This is a genomic window from Williamsia sp. Y844 (genome assembly GCF_056786475.1).
The window spans coordinates 2388245-2413819 of the sequence record NZ_JBXCJB010000001.1; the positions used below are offsets into that span (position 1 = coordinate 2388245).

At 63.6% G+C, this 25575-nt stretch carries 28 protein-coding genes; 9 read left to right on the plus strand and 19 right to left on the minus strand.

Going from position 1 to position 25575, the window contains the following annotated elements; genetic code table 11:
- Positions 1-189: 189 nt before the first annotated feature.
- Positions 190-1785, minus strand: a complete 1596-nt coding sequence (locus AC1TQG_RS10885) for a cutinase family protein (protein ID WP_482136920.1) — start codon at positions 1783-1785, stop codon at positions 190-192.
- A gap of 1001 nt (positions 1786-2786) precedes the next feature.
- Here AC1TQG_RS10885 and AC1TQG_RS10890 point away from each other — a divergent pair.
- Positions 2787-3239 carry a helix-turn-helix domain-containing protein gene (locus AC1TQG_RS10890; protein ID WP_482137324.1) on the plus strand — a complete coding sequence of 151 codons (453 nt, stop codon included), beginning with the start codon at positions 2787-2789 and terminating at the stop codon, positions 3237-3239.
- Between the two features lie 112 nt (positions 3240-3351).
- On the opposite strand, the gene AC1TQG_RS10895 is transcribed toward AC1TQG_RS10890, so the two are convergent.
- A complete protein-coding gene (locus AC1TQG_RS10895) occupies positions 3352-4365 on the minus strand; it encodes a GAF domain-containing protein (protein ID WP_482136921.1) in 1014 nt (337 codons plus the stop codon).
- A 794-nt stretch (positions 4366-5159) separates the two neighbouring features.
- Between AC1TQG_RS10895 and AC1TQG_RS10900 the strand changes: the two genes are divergently transcribed.
- Positions 5160-5531 (plus strand): hypothetical protein, encoded by a 372-nt coding sequence (locus tag AC1TQG_RS10900; RefSeq protein WP_482136922.1) that lies wholly within the window; start codon positions 5160-5162, stop codon positions 5529-5531.
- Between the two features lie 91 nt (positions 5532-5622).
- Here AC1TQG_RS10900 and AC1TQG_RS10905 read toward each other — a convergent pair whose 3' ends face one another.
- The 10 genes from AC1TQG_RS10905 to AC1TQG_RS10950 form a co-directional block, all read right to left on the minus strand.
- Positions 5623-6159, minus strand: coding sequence for a glutathione peroxidase (locus AC1TQG_RS10905; protein ID WP_482136923.1), 537 nt, complete (start codon positions 6157-6159; stop codon positions 5623-5625).
- A gap of 87 nt (positions 6160-6246) precedes the next feature.
- On the minus strand, positions 6247-6558 hold the full coding sequence (locus AC1TQG_RS10910) for a hypothetical protein (protein ID WP_482136924.1): 312 nt from the start codon (positions 6556-6558) through the stop codon (positions 6247-6249).
- A 181-nt stretch (positions 6559-6739) separates the two neighbouring features.
- Positions 6740-7285: a phage tail protein gene (locus AC1TQG_RS10915; protein ID WP_482136925.1), complete on the minus strand. Its 546-nt coding sequence runs from the start codon at positions 7283-7285 to the stop codon at positions 6740-6742.
- On the minus strand, positions 7286-9223 hold the full coding sequence (locus AC1TQG_RS10920; protein ID WP_482136926.1) for a putative baseplate assembly protein: 1938 nt from the start codon (positions 9221-9223) through the stop codon (positions 7286-7288).
- 5 nt (positions 9224-9228) lie between these two features.
- Positions 9229-9690 carry a GPW/gp25 family protein gene (locus tag AC1TQG_RS10925; RefSeq protein WP_482136927.1) on the minus strand — a complete coding sequence of 154 codons (462 nt, stop codon included), beginning with the start codon at positions 9688-9690 and terminating at the stop codon, positions 9229-9231.
- Between the two features lie 7 nt (positions 9691-9697).
- Entirely contained in the window at positions 9698-9979 is a 282-nt protein-coding gene (locus AC1TQG_RS10930; protein WP_482136928.1) for a PAAR domain-containing protein, read from the minus strand.
- 11 nt (positions 9980-9990) lie between these two features.
- The gene (locus tag AC1TQG_RS10935) at positions 9991-11697 is read right to left on the minus strand and encodes a VgrG-related protein (protein ID WP_482136929.1); all 1707 of its coding nucleotides are present in this window, start codon (positions 11695-11697) and stop codon (positions 9991-9993) included.
- A gap of 5 nt (positions 11698-11702) precedes the next feature.
- Positions 11703-12470 (minus strand): CIS tube protein, encoded by a 768-nt coding sequence (locus tag AC1TQG_RS10940; protein ID WP_482136930.1) that lies wholly within the window; start codon positions 12468-12470, stop codon positions 11703-11705.
- Positions 12467-12907 (minus strand): phage tail protein, encoded by a 441-nt coding sequence (locus AC1TQG_RS10945; protein ID WP_482136931.1) that lies wholly within the window; start codon positions 12905-12907, stop codon positions 12467-12469. Before AC1TQG_RS10945 ends, AC1TQG_RS10940 begins: the two co-directional genes overlap by 4 nt.
- A gap of 43 nt (positions 12908-12950) precedes the next feature.
- A complete protein-coding gene (locus AC1TQG_RS10950; protein ID WP_482136932.1) occupies positions 12951-13580 on the minus strand; it encodes a hypothetical protein in 630 nt (209 codons plus the stop codon).
- Between the two features lie 301 nt (positions 13581-13881).
- Between AC1TQG_RS10950 and AC1TQG_RS10955 the strand changes: the two genes are divergently transcribed.
- On the plus strand, positions 13882-14301 hold the full coding sequence (locus AC1TQG_RS10955) for a hypothetical protein (protein ID WP_482136933.1): 420 nt from the start codon (positions 13882-13884) through the stop codon (positions 14299-14301).
- A 135-nt stretch (positions 14302-14436) separates the two neighbouring features.
- Positions 14437-15057, plus strand: coding sequence for a hypothetical protein (locus AC1TQG_RS10960; RefSeq protein WP_482136934.1), 621 nt, complete (start codon positions 14437-14439; stop codon positions 15055-15057).
- Here AC1TQG_RS10960 and AC1TQG_RS10965 read toward each other — a convergent pair.
- Genes AC1TQG_RS10965 through AC1TQG_RS10980 form a run of 4 tightly spaced genes read right to left on the minus strand, consistent with a single transcriptional unit; the run spans position 15023 to position 17621 of the window.
- Positions 15023-15238, minus strand: coding sequence for a DUF6760 family protein (locus tag AC1TQG_RS10965; protein ID WP_482137325.1), 216 nt, complete (start codon positions 15236-15238; stop codon positions 15023-15025). The genes AC1TQG_RS10960 and AC1TQG_RS10965 overlap by 35 nt on opposite strands.
- Positions 15178-15609: a hypothetical protein gene (locus tag AC1TQG_RS10970; protein WP_482136935.1), complete on the minus strand. Its 432-nt coding sequence runs from the start codon at positions 15607-15609 to the stop codon at positions 15178-15180. Before AC1TQG_RS10970 ends, AC1TQG_RS10965 begins: the two co-directional genes overlap by 61 nt.
- Positions 15602-16054 carry a phage tail protein gene (locus tag AC1TQG_RS10975; RefSeq protein WP_482136936.1) on the minus strand — a complete coding sequence of 151 codons (453 nt, stop codon included), beginning with the start codon at positions 16052-16054 and terminating at the stop codon, positions 15602-15604. The genes AC1TQG_RS10970 and AC1TQG_RS10975 overlap by 8 nt, the downstream gene beginning before the upstream one ends.
- 34 nt (positions 16055-16088) lie before the next feature.
- A complete protein-coding gene (locus AC1TQG_RS10980; protein WP_482136937.1) occupies positions 16089-17621 on the minus strand; it encodes a phage tail sheath family protein in 1533 nt (510 codons plus the stop codon).
- A 188-nt stretch (positions 17622-17809) separates the two neighbouring features.
- Here AC1TQG_RS10980 and AC1TQG_RS10985 point away from each other — a divergent pair, with 188 nt between their 5' ends.
- Positions 17810-18427: an eCIS core domain-containing protein gene (locus AC1TQG_RS10985; RefSeq protein ID WP_482136938.1), complete on the plus strand. Its 618-nt coding sequence runs from the start codon at positions 17810-17812 to the stop codon at positions 18425-18427.
- Between the two features lie 5 nt (positions 18428-18432).
- On the opposite strand, the gene AC1TQG_RS10990 is transcribed toward AC1TQG_RS10985, so the two are convergent.
- Positions 18433-19404, minus strand: a complete 972-nt coding sequence (locus AC1TQG_RS10990; RefSeq protein WP_482136939.1) for a cation diffusion facilitator family transporter — start codon at positions 19402-19404, stop codon at positions 18433-18435.
- A 157-nt stretch (positions 19405-19561) separates the two neighbouring features.
- Between AC1TQG_RS10990 and AC1TQG_RS10995 the strand changes: the two genes are divergently transcribed.
- From AC1TQG_RS10995 to AC1TQG_RS11010, 4 genes are all read left to right on the plus strand, one after another.
- Positions 19562-19717, plus strand: a complete 156-nt coding sequence (locus AC1TQG_RS10995) for a hypothetical protein (RefSeq protein ID WP_482136940.1) — start codon at positions 19562-19564, stop codon at positions 19715-19717.
- A 131-nt stretch (positions 19718-19848) separates the two neighbouring features.
- The gene (locus tag AC1TQG_RS11000) at positions 19849-20373 is read left to right on the plus strand and encodes a DinB family protein (protein WP_482136941.1); all 525 of its coding nucleotides are present in this window, start codon (positions 19849-19851) and stop codon (positions 20371-20373) included.
- A gap of 37 nt (positions 20374-20410) precedes the next feature.
- On the plus strand, positions 20411-20803 hold the full coding sequence (locus AC1TQG_RS11005) for an SRPBCC family protein (protein WP_482136942.1): 393 nt from the start codon (positions 20411-20413) through the stop codon (positions 20801-20803).
- Between the two features lie 225 nt (positions 20804-21028).
- Positions 21029-22924: a hypothetical protein gene (locus tag AC1TQG_RS11010; RefSeq protein WP_482136943.1), complete on the plus strand. Its 1896-nt coding sequence runs from the start codon at positions 21029-21031 to the stop codon at positions 22922-22924.
- Between the two features lie 5 nt (positions 22925-22929).
- On the opposite strand, the gene AC1TQG_RS11015 is transcribed toward AC1TQG_RS11010, so the two are convergent.
- A complete protein-coding gene (locus AC1TQG_RS11015) occupies positions 22930-24969 on the minus strand; it encodes an ATP-binding protein (protein WP_482136944.1) in 2040 nt (679 codons plus the stop codon).
- Positions 24966-25574 (minus strand): Pvc16 family protein, encoded by a 609-nt coding sequence (locus tag AC1TQG_RS11020; RefSeq protein WP_482136945.1) that lies wholly within the window; start codon positions 25572-25574, stop codon positions 24966-24968. Before AC1TQG_RS11020 ends, AC1TQG_RS11015 begins: the two co-directional genes overlap by 4 nt.
- Position 25575 lies beyond the last annotated feature (1 nt).

The window sequence follows — 25575 nt, forward strand, 5'->3', positions numbered from 1 at the left end:
CGACCGACGTGCGTACACGCAGCGAGAACGGGCGGGGAGACAATGCACGCCGCCCGTGACCCAGATTTCCGACAACCTGATGGGTGGAGAACCGGGAGACGGTGCCCGGCAGAATCAGCTGCGACACGGTTGCGGTAAACAGCAGGTCAGCATGATCCCGATCCCGTTCGGCTCTAGCCGTCGCGCGGATCATTGTTCTGAGCCGGTGAGGAACGGGGGGAGGTCAGCGTCCAGGCTGGGCGTTGAACTGGGTACCGGCGACTTGCTACTGGACGAGGACACACCTGGGGTGGCTGCTGTGCTGCCTGTCGTTGTGGCAGGTGACCTGGTGGTGCTCGAAGGGGTGTCTCCTGCAATATCGTTGGCAGCAGCGATGATCCACTTGGCGACCAGTGCGGTTGGTGGTTCGCCACTAGGGGTTGCGGCAACTTCGCTGTAACTCGAATGCTGCTGCGCTGCATCCCAATACTTCAAAATCGAGCTGATCTGGAACAGGTCTCGGTTCGCGCCGATTTCGGCTTTGAAGGCGTCAAAGGCGTTGGTCACCCACCGTTTCTGAGTGGCCGGCGGGACAAGCGCAACGGCAGCTTCACCCAGTTTCGCGGCCAGAATTCCTACGATGGCAGGGGGATTGGTCGCTCCAGCTACTGCCAATGCAGTGATCGTTTGCGGTGTCGCAACAGTCTGAACGACCGTACGCACTGCGTTGAAACCGATAGTGCCGACCTTGATCAGCGCCGACAGCGCATCATCCATGTCAGGCAGCGGCGTGCGTGGATCAGATGCCGTCGCCAGACGCTCAGACAGAGTCTGGGACGGTTCATACGACAACGACTCCAGATTGTTCTCCGGCGCGGTGATGTCTTCGTTGATCACCGGGATAGCAGTTTTGACAGTGGTCATCGCAAGTGCTTCAGCAATAGTCGACAACGACTGAATCGGATCATCGGGGTTCAGTTCGCTCTGGCCTGCGATGTTGGTCACCAGATGTGCCAACGGTGCGCTCGCTGGTGCATCGCACGCGAGGTCGCCCTCGGTACACGAGGACAAATAGCGGCCAGCAATGGCCAGGTATGAATCGTCATCGACATCGGACTGTGGAGCGATGCCGCCGCCCGCAGGTGCCGAGTCGGGTAGAGCAGCGATCACCTGGTCGACCGCAGTCCCAGAAGTCCCTGGCACTGGAGACGGAGAAGACTGCCCAGGCTTGCCGGGAAACAGGGATGCCCCGGCCGGACGACCAGGGTCACCGAAGTTCGCCACCAAGGCGATTTGAGCGGGCGAAATGGCGGACTGTCCGGCAACGATGTTGTTCAGCAATACCCGCACGGCATGTGCGCCCTGCGAATAGCCAACGAAGCCGAACATGGTTGCCGGACAGTCGGTTACCTTCGCCTCCACGGACTTCTCGGCACTGGACACAGCGCCGTTGACCGACTCGGAGTATGGCTTCTTGCCGCCCGGTACCGCGCCACCGAACCCGGCGTCGTACGGGACATAGGCCCGGTCCATCACGTCGCCGGCCTCACGCATTGCCGGTGCAAGCACTCTCGACAAGAAACCAGCATCTTGTTTGGGGTCGGCGTCAGGGGAAGACTGTCCGGTGCCCTGGATGGCGTAGACCATGAGACCGGGGCAATCAGATGCGGCGACGGCATTACCTGTACCGGCGACCACGGCTATGGTCGTGGCTATGAGGACTGCGGCCGATGCCGCGACGACCGAGAAGAGACCTGCATACCCGCCCGACGATGACGTCTTCTTACTTGCGGTTTCGCGTTCCACTAGCTGCCCTTTCTGAGCTAGTCAGAAGCGGCGCTACGCACGCAGCGAGGGCAGAGTTCGGGTGGTTTCTTTTCAACCACCCGAACACCGCCTACGCTGGTAAGCGCTCACTTTGGTTGCAGAGACCTTGGTTCGGCCGCGAGGCCGATCAAGGAACCGATTGCTGAGCTTTCAGCGGCCCCCGGTGCGAACGCGTCGGATCTCCAAATCTCCGCGTTCGCGCCGGTGGGCTCGCCCTGTGCATCTTTGCTTTCCGCTGGGCACGCGCAGGACATATATCCAGAACGCGCACCGGCTGGGGACTTAGGCGCCGTGATGTGCCACGCCCACCTCCCCAGGATTGTTAGCCGGGGGAGTTAGTGGTGTGTGTGAGTCCTCACCAGTGCCTGACGCTAGGGCTCCGGAAGGCCAGCGGGCATGGACAACTCCTTCGGAGCAGAAGCTCTCGTGTGAGCCCGCATGCCCAGGTCTCCGACCGCACAGGACGCGAGCCTCAGTAAAGGCATCGGCGCAAATCGCGCCGCACAAGCCGATTGCATCTGCTCTGCGGTCAGTCAATGCCCGGTCCTTTGCTGTGACCGCAAGCTGGGCGACCCCACACCCTGGGCGCCGGCGCGTCGTGATTATTTGGGCTGCAAAAGGTGAGTCGCGCGGACCAGCACTGCGGAAGCGGACGCACGTATTGATGGTCGGGTGCGCTCAACGTTGGGGTGCTCCTGACAGGAAATTGGGGACGGCCGTAGGGGATTGATCGTCCGATGTCCTGCGCTACAAGCGGTGCCGAGATGGACAAGCACCGAGGACTCCTGGAGGGGCGCGCCTCTGCACTGTAAAGCAAATTGCGGAGGTTAGGCAATGGATCCACTTTCGCTCCCATTCCGTGATCGGCCTGGCGTTAGGAAACTATAACACGCAACTATAAAACACAGCACTGTCTAAGCGTATCCGACGGTTGAGTCAGACTTAGTGACGTTTCATACCTCGACCTGGAAGTGAACGAGATGCCGCGAAGTGGGGTTAGAGGATTTCGCGCGGATCGTTTACGGGACCTCAGGGTCCGCGCGGGACTGAGTGCGGATGACCTGGCCGCCAAGGTTGGCTCATCGAGGCAGGCGGTCTCGACCTGGGAGGTAGGGCGGAGCACTCCACCGCCCGCAATGTTGGGTCGGCTCGCAGATGCGCTCGATACCTCAGTGGCCGCATTGGTGCCCCTTCCGGCTTCGCAGGTCCGATTAGCTGACCTGCGCGTCCTGGCCGCCTTATCTCAAATTGAGGCAGCCAAACTGATTGATGTCTCCCCAACGCTGCTCGGCGAGATCGAGCGGGGTCGAAAGCCGCCTACTGAGGAGCGCGTCCGTGCGTTGGCGCACGCGTACGGAGTGACGGTCCGCTCTGTCGAAGATGCGTGGCAGCGAACCCAGCAGTTTCGGCAGACACGCGCTGCAAATATGTAGAAATACACGCAACTATAAAACATGCTTGTGGGTGCTGCGAGTTTGTGACGTGTATCTATTGCAGTCCACATACGTCTGTGGGCGTCTGGCAATAGTCGCACTATGGACATGTCTACGGCGGGAGACGCGTGATCGTGACTAACGCCGCCGTAGTTTGTCCGTGCAGTCGGACGGCCGTTGCGCGCAAACTGAGTGGCATCCACGATCCGTCCTCTGCTTTGAAGCGAATCCTTCCGTGGGTTTGCTCGGCATCAAGCTGGCGAGACATCTGCCGTGCCTTGAGCAAATCATCTGGATGAATGCCGGGTTCAGGTCTGCCGTCGACGCGATCCCAACAGAGCCCTGGAACGGGCGCGGAGTTGTACCAGCGCAAGAGAGTTAGCGTTCGCGGGTTGACTAAGGCTCGATAGGTTCCGGCCGGGGTCGAAGCCGTCAAAATGCGGTGTTCCAGGATGGTGGGTAGGGGTGCGCTCGCAACCATTTCGGCGGGGCCAACGTCGTGTGCGATCCCACGCATGTTGATCTCGGTTCCTTGAATGCCGCTGGTGCCGGTGGTCTCGGAGACTATTCGGCACGAAAGGCGCGTCGCACGTAGGGTTCCGTCGTCCCGTCGGATGGTCCACAACGCTTGATGCTCAGTGCCTGGCGCAGCCTGGATGATTTTGGCCAGTGCAATGTTTTCATCACGGTTTGTGACGAGCGGCAAGAACGCAGCCGCCAAGGATCGCTTCGCCTGCCAATTGAATGCCGGCGAGGCGAAGAGTTCCGAGAGGTCTTCGCTTCCACTTACTGTGCCGTGAGTAAGATTGACGACCCAAGCGCCTGCGGGTTCGCGTCTGGGCGGCTGCTCGTCGTAAGTGCCAATCCACAGCCAAATCCCGTGAAGACTGCCCGTGGACGTAAGCAGTGGTTCGGAAATTATTCGACGGCGGCCGTCGCCTATCGTTCTCTCGAGTCTTTTTGGCTGCGCCGTGACATCAGATATTGCGTGTAGTGCGGCACGCTTTGATTCGCTGCTACGGAGGATCCTGGGTAGTGGCGTGAACTTCTTAGGCGAAGAGCCCGCGGCTATAAGCGAAGGACTGCTGCCGCCAAAGGTTTCGATCAACAGCCAGTTGTTGGTCACGAAAGGTCCCCGATTGGTGGTCGACGAGGGGAACGAGGTCCATCCAACGCAAGGAAGGGTGCTAATGACGGTGTCGGCATGTGTGTCTGATGCGTCGGATGTCTAATATGTTCCGCGCCAGCGGTGGGCGATTCGAAGACTTGAAGGGGGCCCGCCGCCAGCGGAAGCGGATGAACCACGAGCGATCGATCTACGCTTCGGTGAGTTCGATGCGACTGTCGCTCAGTCATTTCGATGTGGGTGATTGACTTTCGTAGGCTTGGGGCGACGGCTCGTGGCCGCGGTCCCGTGAGCAATTGGTACTCAAGCTGAAGCCGCTGGCGGGGTCGACTCGCTGCGCTTGTCTTTTGTCGATCAGGGTGTGTCCCGCGGTATGCCTGTTCGAGGACTGCGCAGGCTGGATCACCGGCGCCTCTAGGTAGTCCTGAATGGCGCGGGGGTTTGCCGGCACATCGAGGAAGGGGGTCGCTGAGGCGGTTGACAAACGCCATAGTCGGCAACCGCCCTAAGTCGATCTACTTGCTCAACATTTACTCAACACTTTGGGTCTGGATCAGGATCGACGGTCTTGTACGGCGCCGGACACTTGATTCCCATAACTGCAGTTCACTGCTACACGGTTGGACTCTGTTGGATGCCCGCAGACGCACGAGTCGAGAACAAGAGGTTAGGGGTTCGAATCCCTTCGGGCGCACAACAGAAATCCCGGTGATGATCATCACCGGGATTTCTTGTATCTGCGACCGGGTGGGGGTCGATACGCGAATTGGTGTGATGTCAGCAACAATTGGGTGATGACCATCTATGTCTCGAGTCCGCAGATTCCCTACATCCTGACGTTCGAAGATACCGAGCGCGATGAGGTCGCCCGCGAGATCCAGCGCAGCATCGTCGGTGCCACCGAGACGATCGAGGTGCCGGGGACAACGGACTACCTCGAGGAGGTCGTACCCCCGTTGGTGATCGCACTCGACGCCCTCGATGCTGCGTTTGTCATCAACTGGGGGCAGGTGGCGTTTGTGGAGATCACCGAGGAAGATCCGAATGAGGTGACACCGGGAGCGGTCGCGCGGCCATATCTCGAACTCAGTACGTCGGACGGGGCCTTCGATGAGGGTGACGAGGAGTTCGAAGACGACTTCGATGAGGGCGCCGAGGCCGGGTAGTCCCGTACCCCGTCGAGATCGAAGCCACCGCGGTCATCAATTGACCGCGGTGGCTTCGGGTTTGAACTCGGGTGTCAGGTGACGCTTTCGATCAGGAAAGCACGCTCTCGAGATCCGCACTGATCTCTTCGGGCGTGACGGTGGGTTCGTAGCGCTTGATGACGGCGCCGTCGCGGCCGACCAGGAACTTGGTGAAGTTCCATTTGACCTCGTCGGTCCCGATTGCCTCGGGACGCGACTTCTTGACGTGGTCGTAGAGGAAGCCGGCGTCCGGGCCGAATTCTCCGGGTGCCTCGGCGCGCAGGTAGGTGAACAGCGGATCGGCACCTTCTCCATTGACCTCGACCTTGGCGAAGATCGGGAAGGTCACGTTGAAGTTGACGTCGCAGAACTCGGCGATCTCGTCTGCCGTTCCGGGCTCCTGGCCACCGAACTGGTTGCAGGGGAAGCCCAAAATCTGCAACCCCTTGTCCTTCTTGTCGCGGTACAGCGCTTCGAGGCCCTCGTACTGCGGGGTCAACCCGCACTTGCTCGCCACGTTGACAACCAGAAGAACCTGGCCCTCGTAGTCCTTCAGTGATTGTGTGCCGCCATCGGCAGTGGTGGCGGCGAAATCATGAGTGCTCATCGAGTTCTGTTTCCTCACATATGGAATCTGGTGGGCAAGTGCACTCCACGTTAGCGTGGAGTGCCCAGGTCGACGCGGCGATGCCTGTCAGCTGGGAACGAGCATTGCCTGTACGGCCGCGGCGAACTCGCGGCCGGGTCCGCCGAAGACCTTGGTTTCGGGAAAGTACATCGAGGCCAAGCCGCTCAACAGCGAACCGCATGCGCCCGGTCGCACCGCGACCGCAAACCACATCCCCATCGAACATCCCTGGATTGTTCGCGTCCAATCTCCGTGTTCGTCGATGGCGCCGGCGATGCGGAGTACTTCCTTCGGATCTTTGACCCCGGGCACCCCCTCCAGCTTCTGGACACTGGTCTGCTGGTCAGCGGGTGACGGCGGGTACGTGGTCGAGTGCATGGCGTTCTCCTGTGCGATGGAAGTCGGCCATTCGGCCAACATATTGACCGTCGCACGGGAGGGGCATGTTTGTTGCAGGTCAAGCCACTATTGATGGAGAATTAGTGCGCACTACCACGGATGTGGCTTCATTGAGCTAATAGTCACTGTGTCCAAAAGCATGGTGAATCACTAATGTTGTTCAGTTGGACTCTGAGGTCACCCGGACGTGATGGTGTATATGAGCCGGTTTCACCATCGCAACGACGGCGTCGAGACGGCGTTGATCGATGGTCGACGGGTCATCGACCCGCAATGTGACAGTGACTGCTACCTCTACGGCCGGGGTGCCGGTCGAGGTCGGGGTGGTTGAACTGACCACGCCCCCGGTCTCGTCGATCTCGGGCACCACGCCGAACGCGGCGGTCACGGAATCGCGCAGCCCCGTGACCGTCCCACGCCAGCGCAACGCCTCGGCACCTGCCGAGATCAGCTCGCGTTTTCGGTCCGCCTTTTCATGACCCTGCAGTGTCAGGCCGATCCAGCCGGCCAGCCAGCTCAGGGTGTCGGGAGGTGCGGTTGCCGGATCGAGATAGGCGGGAAAGGAATCGAGAACGAGGAATACCGGCGCGAGCATGTCGTCGAACGACTCGCAGAGTCCCTGGGCGTACCGGTCGTCGTGATAGATCCCCGGAAGCGTCCCGACAACCGGGATCGGGGTGTGGACAGATGCGAGTCGCCCGCGCATCTACAGCACCCTGGCCTGATGCTGATGTGAATGAACCAGGCCGTTCGGTGGCAGCTGGAGCCGGTCCGTCGGCTGACCGCGTCGGCCCGTGGCCGGGCCCACCGGAAACAGCTGGACGGCCACCTCGCCGCCCATGTCGATGCCGGGCACCGCTGCAAGTGTTGCGCTGATCTCCGGGATGCCCACCGGTCGTCCGACGGGCCAGCCGGTACCCGCGTGACCGCCGATGAGTGGATGCAGCATCCGGTACAGCGCGCGAAGCAAATCCTGCTGAACCACCTGCTTGTCGAAACCGGCCAGCGCCGAAACACTCACGACGGCGGTGAGCCCGATGTACTGCGGTGGCTCGAGCAGCAGGCGGGTGCCGATCAGTCGTCGGCGGTCGAGATACTCCTCGATCCGATCCATCGTCTCCGGCAGTGGCGTCAGATCCCCGAGCCGGATCTGGCCGAGCTCATCGGAGGCCACATGTGGCACCACCAGCACCCGCACCTCGCCGGCAGCAGCATCGTCGGTCAGACAGTGCACCCGTGCGATCTCCGGTGCCGCTTGACGGGTGAGCTCCTCGAAGTCCTCTGCGGTCACGGCACGTCCGCGTGATCGCAACACCACCGGTCCCCGGAGTTTGAGCTCTTCGACTGTCTCGGGTGCCGCGCCGCCGACCGCGGCGGTTCGGTTCTCCACCCGGGTGATGTACGGGACGCTGGTCTTGAGAACCCGGAGTTGGCCGGCACCGACGTTTCCGCGTGTTCCGCCACCGATCCGGTACTCGCGCAGTCCAAGGACCGCACCTTTTCGAGGAATCGCACCGAACCCGCGGACCGTGCCATCGGCGTTGCGGACCGACGGTCCGAACACGACCTCACCGGATACGGCATCGAGGTGGAACACCAAGTCGCCGTCGCCGGAATCGGCGAAGTCCTCGACCGCATGCCATTCGGTCCTCTCCTCACCATCGGTGACGGTGAGCGTCCCGGGCCGGGTGCCGGGTACGACGGGTTGTTGTTGCAGCGTGAACCGTTGTGCGGCAGTGCCGTCCGACAGTCCGAGGACCTCGCCGGTCACCGAGCGTGAATGAGCAGCGGCAACCGTGCCACCCACGGTGCACGCCGAGATCGCGTCGATGTGTGGCGATCTGGAATAGGTCGGCTGATCGGGAAGCGGTTCGAGGAGGCGGCAGCGCAGCCAGCCCGCGCGGTGGCCGGCGATCAGGGCGTTCGAATGATCCTCGGGCACATGGACGATGACATCCCCGGGCTCGTTGAATCCGCCGGTGTCGTCGCGGTCGAGGTCGCAGTCGACCCAACCCCGCTCGGTGAGCGCCTCCCATCGCAGTGGGGGCCGACGGGGGTCGACGCCCACTCCGGAAACCCGGCACGAGATCCGTAGCAGTACCGCGCAGGACGGCACCGGATTGCTCAGGCCGACGAGCAGTGCGTCGTCGGGGGTCGGCGAGGCGGAGAAGCAGTCGAACCCGCCATGTCCCAACGACAGGGTGCGGTCGATGACCTCGCCGCCCGATGGCGCCGAGAAGACCTGCTCTGACGAGCAGGGCACCACGTCCAGCGCGCGGTCGGTCGAAAACACAATGGGCTCTGCGATGTCGGTGCGGTCGGTGCTGACCTCGGTCGCAGCTCGTACGGTCACCGTTTGTGACTGCGGTGCCGACAGCCAGAACGTCACCTTGGTCCGGGCCGAGGACGCCGGACGCATCTCCAGGCCCAGTAGATCGAGGAACTCGAGGTAGTTGCGTTCGGGGACCCGGTTGAGGCGGTAGATGAGCTGGTCGACCATGTGCGCCACCGCTTCGATCAGCGTGATGCCGGGATCGGAGATGTTGTGATCGGACCATTCGGGGAAGCGCTGTCGCACCAGCCGGCGGGCGTCGTCCACGAGGTTCTGGAATCCGCGATCGTCTAGATTCGGGGCCGGGAGCATGACGGTCACCTGGCTTTCTGGCTGTCGGGGAGAGTGTCCGGGGAAACAGCAGTGGTGGAGTCTGGTTCGTCGGGGATGACATAGAACGGGAACACCAGGTTCCGGATGTCGTTGCGGCCGTGGATGCGATAGCCGACGTCGATGTAGAACGTCCCCGTGTCGGCCCCGTCGAAGTCGACGATCACGTCTTCGACGTCGATCCGAGGTTCCCAGTCCTCGAGCGCGGTGCGCACATCGCGTGCGATGGCGGCGGCGGTCGCCGATCCGGCGGGAGCGAAGATGTGATCGTTGACGCGGCAGCCGAACTCCGGTCGCATGGGGCGCTCACCAGGGGAGGTTCGCAGGATGATCTCGATGGCCTGCTCGATGTCGGTGCCACCGGTCGCCAGAGCGAACGCACCCGTCGGGTCGGTGCGGAGCGGAAACGCCCAGCCCGCACCGATGAAATCTGCTCCTGTCGTGGACATTTGAGTATCACCCGCCGATCAGGACAGTCGGGGCCCCGGCCACGATGGGTGCGCCGCACGCGGACAAGTCGCCGACCCGGGCCGCGGGGCGGCCGCCGATCAACACCGTCGGAGATCCGGGCGGAACGATGGCGCTGGGTGGATGCACCGCCGGCGGCGGGAACGAGCAGATGTGGGGTGTTCCGACGGTCGCGGCGGGGCGGCCCTCGATGAGGACGGTGGGCACTCCGGGTGGCCCGACGATCCCGGGATGTCCGGTGGGGTCTGAAACCCGTGCTGCAGGTGGCATGTTCGGTCCTCTCAGTTCAGCTTGATCGGGGTGCCGGAGATGGTGACAGGGCCCGACGCGGAGAGTTCTGCTGTGGCGCCCGCCTTCACCGAGACGCGTTGTCCACGGAGTTCGAGTTCGCCGGCACCGGCGTCGATGACCACGCCGGTCTTGCCCTCGATGTGGACCTTGCCGTCACTGTGCACGGTGACCACGGAACCGACGGCGTCGAGTTCGATTCGCACCGATTCCGAAGCGCTGGACAGGGCCACGCCTTCGGTTCGCCCGGCCTGGTCGTTCAGGTCTATTCGGTGTCCGAGGCGTGAGACAAATGAGCGGCGGTTGACCATTCCGGATCCCGAGTCGATAAGTGTGACCCCTTTGGCGTCCGGGGTGTCGACACCGTTGAAGAGGCCACCGAGCACATAGGGATGGTCCGCGTTGCCCTGCTCGAAGGCGACAAGTACCTCATCTCCGACCTCCGGAAGGATCAGCGCCCCGCGATCTTTGCCCGCACCGGGCTGGACTGTGCGGGCCCAGCCGCTCACGTAGTCGTCGGAGAGCTGCGGGAAGGTGAGTTTGACGCGGCCCGCGGACATCGGATCGTTGACGTCGGTGACCTGGCCGATGACGACGCCGTGGCCGACTCCGCTGCCGGGCGTGGCGGTCAGTCCCAACAGACTGCGATCATGACTGCTCGAGACGGTGAACGCGGTGGTGAATCCGGTTGCGGGGTCGAAACGGTGGCGGGCGCTGCTCACCACGAACTTGCCGTCGAAGGGCTGACCCAGGTTCTCCAGGGATACCGAGCTGCCCGCGCGGAGCTTCGGGTTTCCGTATGCGACGGCATCGATCTCGGCGAAAGCGCCTGCTATGGCGGCAGATCGGGCGGAGGCAGCGGTATCGGCCTCGGTCTGGGTGCGTAGACCGGAGTCGTTGCCGACGTAGACGGGGCTTCCGAAGGTCGACGCAAGTTGTGCGGGGTCGATCCCGGGCACCTGTGCGCTGGTGGTGGTGGCCTCCGCCGTCCCGATGATGGGGCGTTTGGTGGCCACGTCCCAGCCGCGCATCTCGACCTTGCTGACCTGCTGGCCGGCCGTCAGGGTGGACCGCAACCGCGTGATGTCGGTGCCGTACTGCAAGACCAGAGGATTCTCCGGATCGCCAGACGGCGCTGTGTCGGCGTGTGCCGGTGGCGCAAAGTCGAGCGCGCCGTCGCGGACGGCCACTTCGTACCCGATGTCGCGGGCCAGCGCATTCAGGAACTCCCAATCTGTCTGGCCGCGTTGCGAAATGTGCTCGAATACCGTTGGTGAGGATTCGATCCGGCCGACCTTCAGTCCGGCTCGCCGCGCGCATTGGGTGGCGGCATCTGCGGCCGTCGCCTGCGTGTACGAGGCTGTATGCCTGGCGCGAAACAGGCGGTGGGACTGGTCGTAGCCGCGAATCGTGGTGAATGTGCCCGACTTCTCGAAGTCTGCTTCCACCGCCGTCACCTCGCCGCTGATCAACTGCGCCGGTTCCGGATTGTGGTCGGTGACCACGGAAATCAGCACCACTGCGCCGATCTTCGCCCCGGCCTCGGACAGGACCGAGCGGCCCGAATCGCGGAATCTCAGCGTGAACGCGTCGGGCAACGTGGTGCTGGTGTCGACATGCGCCGACACCAGCGAACCGCTCAGGTCGGCCGGAAGTGCCGATCCGTCGATGGTGATGGTGAAGCCTCCGGTGGTTGCCATTGACGTCACCCCCGCGCCGCGGTGAGGTCGTCTTTGGCGGGCAGGCGGAGCACGGTACCGCTGGGCACCCGCATCGGATCGTCGATCTGATTGAAATCGGCGATACGCCGCCAGAGATGTTGGTCGCCATACTCGCGGAACGCCAAGCCGGCCAAGGTCTCCCCGGCGACGAGGACGTGGGTGCGGCGGGCGGAGGCCGCCCGCGACGTCGGATTCTGGCCGCCTTTGCCGCCGGGCATCTCCTCCAGTTCGACGGTGCACACGGCGCGGAGTGGCGTGCCGCTCGTCGAGAACAATGTGAACTTTGCGCTGACTTTGGTGATGAAGCCCGGAAAACTGGTCAGTCCACCCCATTTGAAGACCACCAGGGGTGGGATGGCGGTGGCCGTACCCGATGTCGACGTGGTCGGAACGCAGCACGACATCAGTTTGTCGACCTTCTCCATCACCGAGTTGTCCTGCTTCGCGCCGGCGTCGAGGAACATCTCCAGCGACAGCTTGCAGGGTTCGGCACCCATGAACTCGGCGGCCCCGGCCTTCGCAGCGCCCTTGGCGGGCTTGCTCTCCCACTTCGCCGATTTCGCGATCGTCACTTCCTTGGGATTGAACTGGAACTCGATCCCGCCGAGCTTCCCGCCCGGCTTTGCGCCGCCGGGCGCCTTCTTGGCCTCGAACAATTCGAGTTCGGCGTGCACAACGGATGGCGCGCCACCGCCGCCTGCCGAGCCCTTGGACGCCGGCGCCGCAGACCGCAGCGCGATGGAATCACTCATGCGGCACTGCCTTTCACTCCGGTGATACCGCGATGCGTCAGTTCGAGGGTCTCGGTCGCAACCTTGGGGGTGTCAGGATTCAAAGTGGGTCCCGTCCAGCGGACGGGCAGGACACCTTCGAGGGCCCACTCCGCGACGATCTCACCGGCAGAGTTCCTGGCCGCAATCGTTGCGGTTCCGGGCGTGTAACCACTCACCACATCGGTCACCCATTTCACGAGCTTGTGGCTGTCGTTCGAGACCGGCCGGGTCAGTTTGATGTTCGTGAACTTGATACGGGTCGGGAGTTGCCACACCATGCCGTTGTTGCCGCCCTCTTCACGTTGTTCCACAACAATTTCCAGACCGAGCCCCTCGCAACTCGCGAAGTCGCCGAGTGGTGCGCTGTCGACGTTGACGGTGAAGCAGACGCTCACCGCCGGATCGGTGTCGGTCATCGTCGTATTCTCCTGCCCGGTAATGGATGTCGGTGTTCGATGGTCATCGTTCGGTCAGCAATCCGCTTCTCTCGCGGTCAAGCCAGAGCTCGGCACGAAGGCGCGCGGTGAGGGGTTCATAGAGTTGCCGCGCCAGCTCTTCGATATCAGGTGCCGCGGTCGCCGGTGCGGCTGTGGGTGCGGCTGTGGGTGCGGATGCGGGAGGGGTCGCGGGAGCAGCGGACGCCGCGCTCTGCGCCACCGATCGGGCCGCGGACAGCGCTGATGCGGGTACACCCGATGCATCGGCCGCCGCCTGCGTCGCGCGATCGGTCAACCCTTCGAGTACACCGGCGGCATCGGGGATTCCCGGAAGGTCGGCAACGTTGGGAAGATTCGGGAGGTCCGGAGCCCCAGGGAGTTCGGGTATCTGCGGGATACCTGGGATGCTCGGCATACCTGGAATGTTCGGGATGCCTCGATTGCTGGGAAGGCCGGGAATGCTCGGGAGACCGGGGATCTTGGGGATTCCCGAACGGTTCAGAAGATCGGCGGGCAGGCCGCCCGGCATCTTCGGTACGTCCGGAACCGCGCGCTCCACCTGGTCTGCAGCGTCTGCCAATCTATTGGCCGGTGAGAACATCTCCGCCAGTGGGACCGGGTTCGATGGCAGCGACGGTAGCGATGGGAACATCGAACGCTGCAGGCTGGGTGCGAGACCTGATGTGTGCTCAGGTGACGTATCGACAGTCCGGGATACCGGGCGTCCGACAGTGCCTCGTCCGACAGTGCCTCGTCGACCCGGCGATGATGTCACGCGTTGAACGGACGGGATGGGGTCTGTACCTGTACTCGGAGTTGTTGGCGGGCTGCTGCTTTGAACAGGTTGCACAATAGCGGGTGGATTGAGGGGTGTATTGGAAGACGGCCGTGAGGTGGCACGCGTCCAGCTGGGTTGATACACAAGTGGGGGTTCGGGCACCGGGGGTGAAGGTGTGTCGGACGGCGATTGTGGGTCGGACGGCGATGGTGCGTCGGTCACAGTTCGCTGCATCGCGCTGCCCACTCCGCGAGAGGTGACGGGCGTGGTTGTTGTGGTGGTCGACGAACCGCCGACCATGCCGAAATCCCCACTGACCGTGCCCGAATCGCCGTCGATCGTGTGTACCGCGCTACGTGCATCGGGGGATCCGGGATGCCCCGTGTCACTCGCGGGCGTTGGTCGTGACGCAACCACTGGTGGTGGGGGAGCGAGACTGTTCATTCGAGGTGTTGCCGGTACGGCGGTGGGCGGGACCGCATCGGCGGAAGCTCGCTGGATTGTCCGGACCGACGAAGAATCGCCCGGCCTGATCGTGTGCACACTGAGCGGATCGGGTTGCGCGGTCGCAACACTGGCCCGCTGGATTAACTGATGGGCACGCTCGGCGGTCGTTGCGGCCCGCTGGAGGGTGTCTTCGACCCGATCGGTCGATGGTTGGGCCCGCTGGACGATATTTTCGGACCGCTCGATGGTCGGATCGGCACGGTCGGCTGCGGGTGTGGGGGCGGTGAAAGTTGTTGGGGCTGAGCGTTGGATGGGCAGGGTTGCCGCACGAGGCACCGGTGCGGTGCTGACCGGCAATGTGGCCGGTGCGGTGATGTCGTCTACGACCACTCCTGCCGCTACCGGTGGTGGGTTGTCGCTGTGTGGATCGAGGTCGGTTACCGTGGGCATCTCCCGGGTTGCCTGGCCTTCGGTGGGCGGCCTGGTGGTGACGGCCGGATCCGCGGGAATGGCCATGCGCTGCAGGGTCCCTCGAATGTCGGGTGCGGCCTTTGTCGATGGAGGCGACCGGAGGGCCTGCGTCGCTGTCGGTGTCGGCGCCGGTGCGGGAGTCCGGGCCGGTGTGGCCTCGGGGGCCAGCATGATCGGGTTGTCCGCCAGGTCGACGGTAGTGGACAGCGCATGCCCGAAACATGGATCTGCCGACGTTGTCAGTGATGAGGTGAACCCGCCGACGTCGGTGGTGGTAGCGATAGCTGATGTGGTCGTCGGGACCGGTGCGGGCAGGTGCAGGGCGCGCTGTACGGGGATCGCATGCACGGGCGCCGCGGGGGTGCGGGCAGTGCGCCCCCAAGGCCACCAGGTCGGCATCATCGGTTCCCTTCCTCGTTGTTCAGCGCAGTGATCTGTGCGACGTACTTCGCCCGCTCAGCGTGTTCCAGATCGAACAATTCGGCTCTGGCCCAATGGAAGTGGTAGGCAACGTACGAGACCTCGGCATAGAGTCGTTCGATCCCGTACGTCGCTATTCCCCCAGGCGCCCACCGGACAGGTCGACGGCGAACTCGGTCTTGCAGTTCGGACAGACCACGCCTGCGCGGGTGTGCCCCTCCTGGTTCACCCGCCGATACATGTCCTGCAGAAATGCCAGGTCTGTGGCAAACATGTTCTCCACCACGCCGGCGTGGACGTCGTCGATGCCACCGAGTCGGGTCACCACCCGACTGATCAGGATCACCGTGAGGTAGGCGGGGTTCTCGCGGACGCGGTCATCGCGTTGGGAGACCAGCTCGTCGCGGGCGGTTGCCAGTCGCATCGTGCCCTCGCGGTGGATGGTCCCCGCCGAATCGACAAAACCCCTCGGCAGCACAAATGCGAACTCGGTGCGCAATTCGTCGCCATCGGAGGAGTTTTCGCCGGAGCGGTCGATCACCGCGACAGCATTGGTTCTACGCACCGTCCACCTCCACGCGCTCGTAGGTGAGTACGAGCTTTTCGGTCAGCACACTGGTGTCGCCCGCTTTGAGGGAGTTGATCTCCAAGCTCTTGGGCCAGGCATTGGTGACCTTGTAACGCTTGACCGCGGTGCCCTCGTAGTCGTAGACCACGATCGCCCCGCCCTTGCGGACGTCGCTCATCTTGCCCAGTTGCGAGTCTTTGACCCACTTGTCGAAGCTGTTGTCCTCGGTGAGGGGCCGGGTGAGCGTGACTTCTCCGGCCTTCCACCGGCCGGGGAGCTTCTTGACGGTGTACTTGCCGTCGGCGGCGGTGTTCGACTTGTACTCGATCACATCCTGTTCCATCTTGAGGCCGGTGACCTCGGTGATGCTCTTGATCTGGATGCCATCGAATTCGAGCCCGAAGGAGTGGCCGACGGAGCTGTCGAATTCGGGTAGGGCCATGGTGTCACTTCTCTTTCAGCAGTGGTGAATTGGACTATTCGGCAACAAGACTGGTGCCGCCGGAGTACTGGGACAACCGGAAGATCACGAATTCGGCGGGCTTGACGGGCGCGACACCGATCTGACAGACCACCTCGCCGGCGTCGATGCCCTCGGCGGGATTGGTCTCCGAATCGCACTTGACGAAGAAGGCCTCGTCCGGCGTCCCGCCGAACAGGGCGCCGCGCCGCCACTCGTTGACGAGGAACGCGCTGATCGTGCGCCGGAGTTTTGCCCACAGCGCAGGATCATTGGGTTCGAAGACCACCCAGTTGGTGCCATCCAGGATGGACTCTTCGAGGTAGTTGAAGAGCCTGCGGATGTTCAGGTATCGCCAGGCCGGGTCCGACGACATCGTTCGGGCACCCCAGATGCGGATCCCGCGTCCGGGGAAGGCCCGAATACAGTTGATCCCCACCGGGTTGAGCAGATCATGCTCACCTTTGGTGATCTGGGTCTGCAGGGTCACCGCACCCCGGACAACTTCATTTGCAGGCGCCTTGTGGACGCCGCGGGTGTCGTCGTTGCGACCCCAGATCCCGGCAACGAAGCCGGACGGCGGGAGGAACCTCCCCTTGCCGGGGCTGACCCAGGGCCAGTACAGGGCGGCATATTTCGAGTCGTAGCCCGTGGTGTCCACACGCCATTGTTTGACCTGTTGCGCGGTGAGGTCCGGCGGGGTGTCCAGTATCGCCATCCGGTCGCCCATCAACTCGCAATGCGAGATCATCGCCAGCTGCACGGCTTTCACGGTGTCGACGTCGATGGCTCCCTGCTGATGGGCCGTCATCAGGTCTGGGATACACACCATCGTCACCTCGTCGATGGCCTCGAGTCCGGAGAAGCCGCTGCGGGCGGCCACATCGCCGACGTAGTCGTCGGTTGACAGCGTCGACGGGACGATTGCGGTGGGTGGCGGCACGACGAGTGTTGCGGTCTGGCCGGGGGATAGCTCGTCAGCTGATTTCCCGGAGACGGTGTCGATCTTGACGAGTTTCGACGCCGCGTTGACCACGGTCTTCACGCTGGTCTGCCCGCGACCGGTGGTGATCCCATTGTGTTCTTCGACAACCTCGTTACCGCGCCGGATGAGCAGCTTCATACTCCCCTCCGGAGGCGATTCGCCGTCGGCTTCGACGATGTCGACGCGCAGGCTTCCATCCACCGTGCCGGCATCGATTGCCGTCACCTTCAGATTTCCGATCTCGGCCTGCGGTACAGGCGATTCCAGTGCTCTGTTGCTGGATCCGTCGCCGTCAGACAGTGATCTTCCGATGCGGACGATGTAACAGTTGCCGCCGCCATTCTGGAAATAGGCGAATACCGACTGTGCCAGTGCGGCATTGCCGAGATATCCGCCGAACGTGTTGGTGAACTGTGTCCAGTTGCTCACCAGGGTTGGTGTGTCGAAGGGGCCGGATTCGGCGAGACCGACGAACGCGGCGACCGCGGTCCCCACCCCTTCGATGGGGCGTGATCCCGAATCGACTTCCTCGACGTACACACCGGGGGAGAGGTAGGAAGGCATTGCGACTCCTTGCTGGGCAGTTGATGTCCTGATCATTGCCGCGCTGGGTGGATGGCATAAGTGGCCTTCGGACTCCCATGAAGGCAGGACCGAGTGCACAAAAGGGCAGAGTTGTCCGACGACGTCGGACGCTGCCCGGTCCGGTCGTAATCTGGTGATAGAAGGCGACTTCGACGACTGGAGCAGTGATGGCCGATCACCACAGTGAACACGTGTCGGGTGTTGGCCCGGCCAGTGCCGGGCGACCGGAGCGGCGAGTCGATCCGGCTCGGACAGGTGGCATCAGCCGTGAGGAAGTACTGGGCAGCACCGGATTACGAGACCTGCAGCGTACCGCGGGCAATGCCGCCGTCACCGAGATGCTCGAGGGTAGGTCGCCGATCGACGGTGTCGTCGGCACGGGAGGCGGCCGGCCCTTGGAGCCTGAAGTACGGGTCGACATGGAATCACGGCTCGGTCATGATTTCGGGGATGTTCGCATCCACGACGACGGGGCCGCACATCGATCAGCGACAGCGGTCAATGCCCACGCGTACACCGTCGGATCCGACGTTGTGTTCCAGCGAGACCTCTACGACCCGAGTTCGACCAATGGGCGGGTGATGCTGGCCCATGAGCTGACTCATGTGGTGCAGCAACGTAATGGCCCTGTCGACGGGACTCCGACAGCCGACGGTGTCAGCGTCTCCGACCCTTCAGATCGCTTCGAGCGGGAAGCAGTCGCGACGGCTGAACAGGTGGCAGGGGCGAATGCGCGGCCAGTGCAGCGCGCCGGGGACGAGAGCGAGGACCTCGACAGCGATTGAGACCGTCAGGAATCAGGAATCAGATCGGGCTCGTCGGGTGTCGCGAGCGTCAACACGGCTTCGATGACACGCGGGTCGTTCTCTAGTTCGCCCTCGATTCGCCGTAGGGCGATGGCAACCGAGGATTCTTCGTTATTACCGGTGATGTCGATCGCGGCCACCAGGAATAGTGAAGCGGGCCCGGCATATTCGATGTGCAGGTAGGTGACCCGATCGACGTCGGGGTGGGCGAGGAGCCTGCGGAGCACGCGCTGGCGGGTTGCGTTGTCGACGGTCTGACCGAGTAGGAACCGACGATTCTGGTTGATGAGGACCACGGCGACCACACCCAGCAGGATCCCAACCAGGACAGAGCCCAGGGCGTCGTAGGTTGGCGAACCGGTGACCTGATTCAGGAACACGCCGAGAAATGCGATCGCCAGGCCGATCAAAGCGGCCGAATCTTCCGCGAACACGGCACGCAATGTCGGGTCTGAGGTCCGGATGACCTGATCCAGCAACCTGATTCGCCGTTTCTCCGCCCCTTTCTTGGCCTGTTGGTACGACCGCAGGAACGAGATGCCTTCGAGCACGGCGGAGAGGGCGAGAACGACGTATGCCACCCCGTATTCGCGTGCCGGCTCCGGTGACACCAGCTCGGAGATGCCGTGCTGAATGGAGACCGCCGAGCCGACGGTGAAGAGCCCGAACGCCGCGAACATCGACCAGATGTACGCCTCGTTGCCGTATCCCCGTGGATGCAGGACATCCCGGCCTCGGTGTGAGCGGCGTTCTGCGATCAGGAGCAGGATCTCGTTGCCGGTGTCGGCCCAGGAGTGCGCCGCCTCGGCCACCATGGAAGCTGATCCGGTGATCACTGCTGCACCGGTCTTCGCGATGGCGACCAGCAGGTTCGAGATGAAGGCGATGAGCACCGTCAGAAAGCTCTCGCTCTGGCCCGCTCCGGAAGAGTCGGTCCGTTCAGTGGGCTTCGCCATGTGAACCTCCCCTTCCGAGGGTATTCGCCGTCGACGGGTTGGGGAACGATCTCCAAATTTTCGACCCTTGCGCAACGGGATATGCCGAGCGGACCGGGCGACCATCTATTGACAAAAAAGTCCTTGTGCAAATAGTTGTTGGTGTTAGCGTGGCGACGTGGGTTCCTCAACGGCAGTGCAACCCTGCACCTTGAGCACCGCCCGTCTGGCCGCGATGAGCACATGGATCGACGACCAGCGCCGCGTATGGGACGACAGACTCGACGTGCTCGAGACGACCATCGACCCACGTGTCGGGGGCGAGTTCTCATGACCCAGACCGACCAGCGAGATCTGGTTGCCGAATATTCGAAGGGTTTCGCGGTCAGCCTCATAGCCCGCGTGGACTCTTACGTCGTTCCGCTTTCCTGATCCGAGGGGATCAGACATGCGGGGGAGGAGAAAATGACAAGCGCCTTGGACCCCGGCCGACCGTTCACCGGCAGTGAGCGAGAGCTGCTGGAGAACACCCTCGATCTCAATCGAGCGGGGATCGTGGCAGCCGTCGGCGACCTCACCGACAGTGAAGCGCGTGCGAAGTTGGTCCCTTCACTGACCACACCGATCTCGTTGATCAAGCATTGTGCGGCGGCCGAACGCATTTGGTTCCAACGAACACTCGCGGGCATGAGCGCCGACGATTGCGACGGCTTCGCCACCACCGGCGGAGAGGCCAGCTTCGGTGTCGCTGACGACGAAACCCTTGCGGACGTGATCGCCGAATACATCAGGGCCTGCGACCGGTCGAGACAACTCGCGGCCGGCCACGGCCTGGACGACACCGCCCAGCACCGCATTGCCGGGACGGTGAGCCTGCGATTCATCTACCTGAACATGATCGCCGAGGTCGCACGGCACGCCGGTCACGCCGATATCCTCGCAGAGCAGGTCCGTGCGCAGCGCCCCACCACCGATCGCAGTCTGGAATAGGCAAACCAGGTCCGCGCCGAAATGAAGGAGATGTGCAGTGCGTAGTCGTCACCTCAGCCGGGTGATCCCGGCCCAGCCCGCCAATGTCTACGAGTTTGCGGCCAATCCGGACAACCTGCCCAGATGGGCTGCAGGTCTTGCGAAGTCCGAAGTGACCCGTGACGGTGACACGCTGTTCGCGGACTCCCCGATGGGCAAAGTGGCCGTCCGTTTCGTTCCCCACAATGAGTACGGCGTCTTGGACCATGACGTGATCCTGCCTTCCGGAACGACGGTCAACAATCCCATTCGAGTGCTGGCCCATCCCGAAGGGTCCGAGGTCGTGTTCACCATCCGCCAAATCGACCTGAGCGACGAAGAGTTCGATCGTGACTGCCGGTTGGTGGAAGAAGATCTCGCTCGGTTGGGCGAACTTCTCGCGACCAGATGAGCTGCGCACGTGCGCTATGGGGTCCGTCGCTGAAGTTTTCGACGTAAGGGTTCAACCCCTCGGTGCCACACAAGAGCTCGAACTCCTGCCATCAGTGCCGAGAACCCTGCCCGTAAGGGCAACGTGTCTTGGCTCTTTCGTGATGGGACCACTCGTCGATGCCAGGCACGCTTGTCGCATGCGATGCGCAGAAACGGAATACCGAGTCAACGCCGGCGGTGGGCCATGAGCACCCTGGCCTGCCCAGAATGTGGATCCGGCAACGCGCCCGGCACCCAGTTCTGTGTGGAATGTGACACCTACCTGGGTTGGACGTCGGCGCGGGCAGCGGTCGCGCCATCGTCTGGAGCACCGCCCGCCGGGACCACGACGGCGCCGCGGACCTCGCCGGACGCCGGCCGAGTAGTTGTCCCGACTGTCGAAACGGGTACGACCACAGCAACTCTGGAACCTGACACCGGGGTGACGGTCGAGCTTCGGATGTACAACCCTTCTCCCATCGTCGACGGCTATCGCGTCGAGTTGCTCACGGCACCAGAGTGGTTGATGGTCGAGCATGGTGAGATCCGGCTGATGCCCCACACGGATTCGATGATCCCGGTGACGTTCGCCCTCGCCGAAGGGAGTGTTGTGGTGGCGCAGACGATCAGCGTGCCGCTGCGCGTGCGGTCTCTGACCGATCCGGAGAAGTTCACCGATGCCGAGATCGAACTCGTGATCCCGCGGGCCGGTCGGGCGGTGGTGCTCAGCGCACACCCCACGCTGGTCCGGCTCGTCGACGAGACGGCCGGGACCGCCCGCATCGATCTCGACAACACTGCCAGCAACTACCCGCAGACGGTGATGCTCGGTGGTACCGATTCCGAAGGCGTGGTGCGGTTTTCGTTCACCCCTCCCACGGTCGAGGTCCCCGCCGGGGGAACATCCAGTGCTGACATGCGTTTCGAGACCCCGGTACTCGACTACGGAACCCAGACCTCGCGCCAGCTCACGGTCACCGCCACCAGCGGCGAGGACTCGACCGATGCCCAGATCACGGTGAACCAACAGCGGTCGGCAGCCCCCGAAGACGTACCCGCGGAGCTGCGCCTGGAACCCAGCGTCCTACGGGTCACCGACTACCCGGCAGCCGACCTCGACGTGGTCATCGACAACCGGCGCGGCAGCGCCGACCGGCAACTCACCCTCGGCGGTCGGGACCCGGAGAACAAGGTTCGATTCAACTTCGCCACCACATCGTTGTACGTGCCTTCCGGGGAGATCGCGGTCGTCCGTCTGAGCGTGCAATCGACACCGCCGCCCGAGGGCGAAGAGGTCTCAAAGCCGTTCACCGTCATGGCCGCTGACGAGAATGAGGAACTGGAGGTGAGCGGCACACTGATGCTGATCACCTCGTCTTCCTCGATCACCACTGCGTCGTTACGGCTGCACCCGGCCAGAGTCCAGCGCCGGAACAGCGGATCGGCACGGTTCAAGGTCATCGTGGACAACGCCAGATCGACTCAGCCGCTCAATGTGGGACTCGCGGGATCCGATCCCGAGGCCGCGGTGCGATTCACCTTCAGTCCGGCACGTTTCGAAGTTCCGGCCGGACAATCGATGTGGGCGTGGTTGTCGGTGAACGCGAGCCAACCGGACCCGGGAGAGCAGATCGAGAGATCGTTGACCGTGGAGGCCTCGGACGGCAGGGACCGGATCACTGCCGAAGGCACACTCGTGCAACACACCTCGGACTGGATGCCGGTGGCACGGGTAGTCCTCACCATACTCGGTGGTCTCACCGCAATCATCGGTGCGCTCAGCCCCTGGACCATCAACCTGCCCGACTACTACTTCGACCGGCTCCTGAACCCGAGCGCCGAGGCGGACTTCGTCGAACAGACACAACCTGCGGCCCGCCTTGCCGTCCTCCTGCTCGCCGGTCTGATGATGTGGGGCATCACCGGGAAGACCGGCAAGCTGACCCGGACCTCGGCGATCCTGTTGGCCACCACGGTGATCGGCTACCTGGTCTACCTCACGGTGCAGTACGGCACCGGTGGACCGATGTACGGAGCCACCCTCGTGGTTGCCGGAGCGATCCTGGGCGGGCTCGGCGGACTCTGCATCCGCAATCGCTGAACGGGTCAAGGCCTGTCGGCCAGGTACCCACCGAACTCACGTTCACCGATCAAACGCCCGAGCTTACGATATTCATGAGCGATCGCCGCCACGACGTCGGCAGTGGTGATCGAACGTTCCTCCGCGGCGGCCCGATAGCCCGCCGTCACCGACGCTGATCGAATATTGCCGCCGGCCAATGTGAATGCCCGCGCGCAATGGTCCAGGTCGATATCGGGGCATACCGGTACCGGCGGCCGCAGACACCGCTGCCACAGATCGAGACGGGCGTCGCGGTCCGGTTGCGGGAAATCGATCAGGGCGTCGAGCCTGCGGGTGAATGCATCGTCGAGGTTTGACCGCAGGTTGGTCGTCAGCACTGCGAGACCGTCAAATGACTCCATCCGCTGCAACAGGTATGCGGTCTCGATGTTGGCGTACCGGTCCTGCGCGTCCCGAACCTCACTGCGCTTGCCGAACAATGCATCGGCCTCGTCGAAAACCAGCACGGCGTTGACCGATTCGGCCTCGTCGAAGATCTTGTCGAGGTTCTTCTCCGTCTCGCCGATCCACTTCGACACCACGCTCGACAACCCGACCGTGTACATCTCGAGTCCGAGGTCGGCGGCGATCACCTCGGCGGCCAAGGTCTTCCCGGTTCCGGATTCGCCCGCGAACAATCCGATCACCCCGCGACCGCGTGCACCGCCTCGGCGCATGCCCCATTCGGTCAGGACGCGGTCGCGGTGCCGCGCCCGGGCGGCGAGGTCGTGCAGCGAGCCCTCCACCGGTGCAGGCACGATCAGATCCGGCCATCCGACGGCCGGGGTGATCCGGCGGGCCAGGCGTTCGAGCCCGGCGGCGTTCTGCGCGCGGGCCCCGGCCTGCAGATGCGCCGCGGAGACAACGTGGCCTGCGGCGCCTGCTGCGACCTGTGCCGATGCCACCGCGCGACGTACCTGGACCGGCGTCAACGCGAAATGGCCGCCCACCTCCTCGGCGCGAACCGGGGCGGACGTGTCCTCGAGGGCAGTTGTCCACAGCGACAATCGATCCGACTCGGTCAGTCGGGGTGCGTCCAGGATGAGTGGAACCTCCTCGCACCACAACGGATTCCATGGTGCCCGTCCCACGATGATGACGGGGATGGTGAAGCGTGAGAGTTGTCCGAGGACCGTCGCGATGTTGTCGCCCACCGCATCGGCCGGTGCGAAGACCACCACCGCGCCACGGAGAAGGGCCTCCCGTCGGACCGCGACGAGCACTTCGGTGAGGTCCTCGGACCCGAACCGTTCCGCATCGATCCCGAGATCCCTGCGGCCGGCCGAAACCACAGCGGTTGCGGCCACCGCGGCACCGGCGCCCCCGGTCTGGTCGCGGATGTAGATGAGGGGGCACCCGCCGGCGATGGCCGCGGCAATGGTGTCGGTCATCGGGGTCGAGAAGTGGCCGAAGTCGCAGGCAACGCGATTCATGACCGGCTCGAAAGTGTTGTCGCCCAGAAGATGCGCGGTGACGCGATCGGGTACCCGCAGCGCGCGGGTGAGGAACGGCCTGCCGGTCTCTTCGACGTCGATCAGGCCGTGGTCGATCAGCGGCGCCCCGGGGGTCAGGCGCATCCGGGCCGTCACCGATATCGCCGCGACCCCGGCCAGGGTGAGGGCCAGATCAACCGTCGCCCGTCGCCGGGATACGTCATCGTTGAGATAGCCGTACAAACGCTCGAATCGTGAATCGAGGTCGGGAAGTAGGCAGATGACAAGCAGCTCGGTGTCGAGTTCGGACAGTCCTGCGGTCGTGTACAATTCACGTAGCCGGATCACCGCGCCGGACTTCTCGGCGGCCACCGCAGCCGCTTCGGCAGCGCCTCTGGTCTCGTCGTCGGCAGTGCCGGGATCCGGGTGGGGGCTCAGTAGTCGATTGACCGCGTCGTCACCGAGATACAGGCCACGAAACGGATCGTCCGGCGCCGGATCGTTGCTGCGCCGGTGGTGAACGACCTCCCGAATCCTGTTCTCCACCAGCTGTGCCCGGGACAGCAGGTAGCGTGCGCTATCGGTGCTCACGGCGACCGGCGATGGGTCTCACGGGACGGTGCGCCACCGAGGCCCTCGGCGACCACAATGGTGGGGTGGAGCACCGGCGGTCCGACAGGGAATGGGTGAGGTACCGCCAGCGGGGCGGTGATGACCACATCGAGTGACGGTTTCAGTTCTCCACCGAGCGCGCTCCACACGTCGGCGAACGACCGGTCCTCGGGAGGCGGCAGCGCCACCGACATCGGGACGGGAAGCCCGGTCGCGGCGAGGGTGCCTTCCACATGATGAGTCGGAATCGATTGGTATTGAAGGAAACACGTCAGTAACCGGGCCAACAGTCCGTGCTCGTCTTCGGCGCGTTGGGTCCATGCCGCCACCAGGTAGGACAGTTTGAAGTAGCGGGGCGGCAGGTGGCGGGCGGTGACGTGATTGCCCGAATACTCGTTGACCATACCGCTCTCCCGCCGCCGCAGATCCTCGCGAATGTCGTAGAGGAAAACGTCGACGGTGGGCCCGGTGCGTTTGCCCGCCCATTCTTTGGTTGGGGCGTCGAAGGTGACCTCCACGCCGGCACCGTGCAGTGCGTCCTCTTCGATGATGGCGCGCAGCGCCTGGTCGACATCGGCAATCACC